The following is a 4,706-nucleotide window of genomic DNA, read 5'->3' as shown; positions in this document are numbered from 1 at the left end:
CAAGCTCGCTTTTTTGTTTTTTATTGCTAACTTCACGTATAATCAAGTGATTCAAACTCAGGAATTAAACATTATGAATGTTGGTATTATTGGCGCAATGGAGCCAGAAGTTAAAATTTTACGTGAAGCGATGCAAAACCCACAAATTTTAACTAAAGCAGGTTTCACTTTTTATACTGGTGAATTGGCTGGTAACACAGTAACACTTGTTCAATCTGGTATTGGTAAAGTAGCATCAACAATTGCAACTACCTTACTGATTGATAACTTCAAACCTGATTGCGTAATTAACACAGGCTCTGCCGGTGGATTCGATCCTTCTCTAAGTGTTGGCGACGTAGTAATTTCGTCAGAAGTACGTCATCACGATGTAGATGTTACTGCTTTTGGCTACGAAATTGGCCAAGTACCACAAATGCCAGCAGGCTTTACAGCTCACCCTAAATTAGTTGAAGCAGCACAACAAACAATCGAACAAATCAGTGATGTTAAAACACTTGTTGGCTTAATTTGTACTGGTGACACATTTATGTGTGACCCTGTGCGTATCGATAAAGCACGCAGTGATTTTCCTACAATGCTTGCCGTTGAAATGGAAGGCGCTTCAATTGCACAAACGTGTTTTACGCTTAACACACCATTTGTTGTAATTCGCTCAATGTCTGATATTGCAGGTAAAGAGTCACCACAATCGTTTGAAGAATACCTAGAAACAGCATCAATCAACTCATCTAAAATGGTTGTCGCACTTTTAGAAAAGCTAACTGCAGTGTCTCTGTAAATGCTTAGCAATATTGTTCAAAATCACTTGGACTTTATTGCCTTCATACTAGCGCTCCTTGCTGAGCGCTTTATTCCCCTTATTAGCTGGTATCATCCTAATACAGCGCTAAATGCTGTTTTTGGTGCTATTGGCAAGCGCATATACAAAAGCAAAGAACCTAAAAGCTATCAATATTTGGCAGCTATACTCGCAAGCACGCTCATTTTAAGTGTCATTCTCATTATTGTAGTGTTACTACTCGAGTTTGCTTTTTATCCTGAATTACTCGCTGGCCTTATTTTATACTTATGCTTAGAAAGTAAGAGTATTGATAAAAAAGCACTTCGCATTGCAAAGCTAACTAAACAAAATCAAAAATCGACAGCACGCGAATTACTAAAACCACTGCTTGCCCGTGAAGTTAATAGGCTTTCATCTCCTGGTATTATCAAAGCATTAATTGAAAGCTTAATACTGCGCACTGCTCGATACTATTTCGTAGTTATATTTATATTTTTAGCCTTTGGCCCTATTGCGGCCCTCGCCTATCGATTACTTACTTTAATACAACAAGCCTGGCGTAGTGACATATCCCCAAATAGCTACTTTTTAAAACCGCTTAAAACTCTGTTGTTTATTATTGAGTATATTCCAATGCGCTTACTCGCTTTAACTATTGCAGCAAGTAGAGCGAGCAAACAAAGCATGCACTACATAAAGCATTATGGTAGACATTTTTATCAAACAAATACAGGTTGGCTACTAAGCACATGCTCTGCATCACTTGGCGTGCAGCTGGGCGGGCCTGCAGTTTATTTAGGTACTCGCTTTAATAAAATGCGTATAGGTACTGATAGACTACCTACACCCGAGGATGTACCTGTAATAATTAATAGATTAAATCAGGCGCGTGTATTTTGGTTGTTAGTAATTATAAGCATCGAAATATTAAAAGTGGTTTAGTGACTATTTAGTGACTACCTCGTAACTATTTACAGACCCCAAAATACGAGCACAAAAAAACCAGCCTAGGCTGGTTTTTTAGTTTTCAAACGGTATTTAAGCTACAGTGATGTTTGCAAACTTACGTTTACCTACTTGGTAAATAGCCGTTGTACCTTTTGCTATTTCAAGTTTGGTGTCAGTGATTTTATCTTCACCGTTAAGTTTAACAGCGCCTTGCTTAATCATACGCATTGCTTCTGATGTACTTACTACTAAGTTTGCTTCTTTAAGTAAGTTAGCAATTAAAATAGTATCTTCTGCGATAGTGACTGTTAGCTCTGGGATTTCATCTGGTAGCGCTTTTTTCTGAAAACGCTGGATAAAATCGTCATGTGCACCTTGTGCATCAGCTTCACTATGAAAACGAGCAATTAACTCTTTAGCTAGTTCTATTTTAATATCGCGCGGGTTAGTACCTTGCTCAACACGTTCTTTTTGAGCTGCAATTTCTTCAATAGAAAGCGCGCTCAATAAATCGTAATAACGCCACATTAGCACATCACTAATCGACATTATTTTACCAAACATATCGTTTGGCGCATCAGTAATACCAATGTAGTTACCAAGCGACTTAGACATTTTTTGAACGCCGTCAGTACCTTCAAGTAATGGCATCATTAATACTGTTTGCGGCTTTTGGCCTTCAACTTTTTGTAGCTCACGACCCATTAGCAAGTTAAAGCGCTGATCAGTACCGCCTAGTTCAACATCTGACTCTAGTGCAACCGAATCCCAACCTTGTACCAGTGGATATAAAAACTCGTGAATTGCAATTGGTTGACCGCTGCCGTAACGCTTTTTAAAGTCATCTCGTTCAAGCATACGCGCTACTGTTTGGTTAGCAGCAAGTTTTATCATACCTGCAGCGCCTAACTTTTCCATCCAAGTAGAGTTAAATGCAACAGTGGTTTTAGCAGGATCTAGAATTTTGAATACTTGTTCTTTATATGTTTCGGCATTGGCTAGTACGTCTTCGCGAGTAAGTGGTTTACGCGTTACGTTTTTACCTGTTGGGTCACCAATCATGCCAGTAAAGTCACCAATTAAGAAAATAACCTCATGACCTAAATCCTGAAAGGTTTTCATTTTATTAATTAGTACAGTGTGCCCTAAATGTAAATCAGGGGCTGTAGGATCAAAGCCAGCTTTTATTTTTAGCTTTTTGCCCGACTTTAGTTTTTCAACTAGTTCGTCTTCAATTAATATTTCTTCTGCACCGCGTTTTATCTCTGCTAGAGCGGTTTGTAAATCCACTTTGTGTTACTCCAAAATTCTGCCTACGAAGGGGCGGACTAGTTACTTGTAATCACGGTTTAATATAGGTTTAAACCGAATATATATATATATGTAGCTAACATAACAAATTTCTACCTAATTAAAATAACTTTTTAAGTTATTAATGCAACTAAACAAAATGAATTGAGTCTTAGTTAGATAGGACGTTAAAAAAGGCTTCCTAACCCTGATTTTAGCGTAGTTTAAGGTTAGTTTAAATCTACAAAGCACTAGTATTCGTACATTATTAAGTATATCCTGCAATATTATGTATTTATTATCTTGACAGCAGAAAAAGGCACGTTATGGTTCACGTGGTTAACACTCTCCCAAAAAAACACAAATTGCTTATTTTAGGTTTAGTTTCTGCTATTGCCGGCTTGGCATTTCTTCCTTCTGAAAAAGCGACTGCTTCTAAAGACAATAATGCAGATGCATTAGAGATAGGCAAGCGCTATGAGTTACAAGTTAAAGTTGATGACAACGAAAAATTAACTGAGTTAAATTCAGAGCAAGCAGCAGAAAAATTACCAGAATACGACTTTGTCGATCATAAAGTTAAAAATGGCGACAATTTAGCAATTATCTTCAAACGTGCTGGTTTTTCAGCTCAAACGCTCCATAAACTAATTAACACTAACGCAGAAACGCGCAAGCTAACTAAAATTCACCCTGGTGAAATACTTAGCTTTGCGACAGCTGAAGATGGCTCTTTGGCTCAACTGCGCTATGTGATTTCAAAAACCGATACTTTATTTGTTACCTTAAATGAAGAAGGTAACTACGATACAGCTATTGATAGTAAAGAAATTGAAACGCTAACCAAAACCGCTGGCGGCGAAATATCTAACAACTTTTGGACTTCAGCAATAGCGGCAGGTTTAAGCGAACGTCAAATAATGAACTTTGCTGACATATTTGGTTGGGATGTTGATTTTGCAAACGACATTCGTAAAGGCGATGTGTTTGGCTTAATTTACGAGTCTCATTATGTTGATGGCGAGTTTATTGGTACCGGTAAAATTATTGCCGCTGAATTTGTAAACCAAGGTCAGCGCTTTGCAGCGATTCGCCATACCGACGGCAATTTTTATACGCCTGAAGGGCGTAGCATGAAAAAAGCATTTTTACGTGCACCTGTAAGCTTTAAGTATATTAGTTCGAGCTTTAATCCTCGTCGCTTACACCCAGTTACTGGGCAAGTTAGAGCGCACCGTGGTATCGACTTTGCGGCACGCACTGGCACACCGGTGGTTGCATCAGGGAACGGTAAGGTAGTTAAAGCGGGTTACAGCAAGTACAACGGTAACTACGTCTTTATTAGCCATGGCACACAATATGTAACTAAGTACTTACACCTAAATAAGAAACTAGTTAAAACGGGCCAAAAAGTTAAACAGGGCCAACAAATTGGTACTGTAGGTTCTACGGGTCGTGTTACTGGCGCACATTTACACTATGAATTTTTAGTAAATGGCGTTCACCGTAATCCTAAAACAGTAAAACTTCCTAAGTCAGAGCCATTACCTCGCTCAGAACTTGCTAAGTTTAAACCTATTGCAGATAATTTTATTGCCCAACTTGAGCGCAATCGCGAGCTACAGTTAGCACTTAAATAAAGTTTATTAATAAACATTAAAAAAGCCTTTGCAGGTTAAACCTG

The 4,706-nt window shown here is 38.3% G+C and carries 4 protein-coding genes; 3 read left to right on the top strand and 1 reads right to left on the bottom strand.

The window, feature by feature from the left end; all coding sequences use genetic code 11:
* Window positions 1–73: 73 nt before the first annotated feature.
* Both mtnN and ampE read left to right on the top strand, forming a co-directional pair.
* A complete protein-coding gene (mtnN, locus tag GQR46_RS16315) occupies window positions 74–781 on the top strand; it encodes a 5'-methylthioadenosine/S-adenosylhomocysteine nucleosidase (protein ID WP_024589694.1) in 708 nt (235 codons plus the stop codon).
* On the top strand, window positions 782–1,726 hold the full coding sequence (gene ampE / locus GQR46_RS16310) for a regulatory signaling modulator protein AmpE (RefSeq protein WP_165741526.1): 945 nt from the start codon (window positions 782–784) through the stop codon (window positions 1,724–1,726). It abuts the gene before it with no gap.
* 96 nt (window positions 1,727–1,822) lie between these two features.
* Here the strand turns inward: ampE and tyrS are convergent, their stop codons facing one another.
* Window positions 1,823–3,022 (bottom strand): tyrosine--tRNA ligase, encoded by a 1,200-nt coding sequence (gene tyrS / locus GQR46_RS16305; RefSeq protein WP_165741524.1) that lies wholly within the window; start codon window positions 3,020–3,022, stop codon window positions 1,823–1,825.
* A 326-nt stretch (window positions 3,023–3,348) separates the two neighbouring features.
* Here tyrS and GQR46_RS16300 point away from each other — a divergent pair, with 326 nt between their 5' ends.
* Window positions 3,349–4,662 carry a peptidoglycan DD-metalloendopeptidase family protein gene (locus tag GQR46_RS16300; protein WP_007585425.1) on the top strand — a complete coding sequence of 438 codons (1,314 nt, stop codon included), beginning with the start codon at window positions 3,349–3,351 and terminating at the stop codon, window positions 4,660–4,662.
* Window positions 4,663–4,706: the final 44 nt, after the last annotated feature.

Origin of the sequence: Pseudoalteromonas sp. Z1A6 (assembly GCF_011378745.1) — a bacterium.
Taxonomy (GTDB): Bacteria; Pseudomonadota; Gammaproteobacteria; order Enterobacterales; family Alteromonadaceae; genus Pseudoalteromonas; species Pseudoalteromonas arctica.
Note: the sequence above shows the minus strand (reverse complement) of the source record. Positions and strands in the feature narration are given on the sequence as shown.

What these genes read in the sequence shown, in the direction of transcription:
- GQR46_RS16300 (WP_007585425.1), top strand. Translation starts at nt 3,349, where the DNA reads ATGGTTCACGTGGTTAACACTCTCCCAAAAAAACACAAATTGCTTATT.
- ampE (WP_165741526.1), top strand. Translation starts at nt 782, where the DNA reads ATGCTTAGCAATATTGTTCAAAATCACTTGGACTTTATTGCCTTCATA.
- mtnN (WP_024589694.1), top strand. Translation starts at nt 74, where the DNA reads ATGAATGTTGGTATTATTGGCGCAATGGAGCCAGAAGTTAAAATTTTA.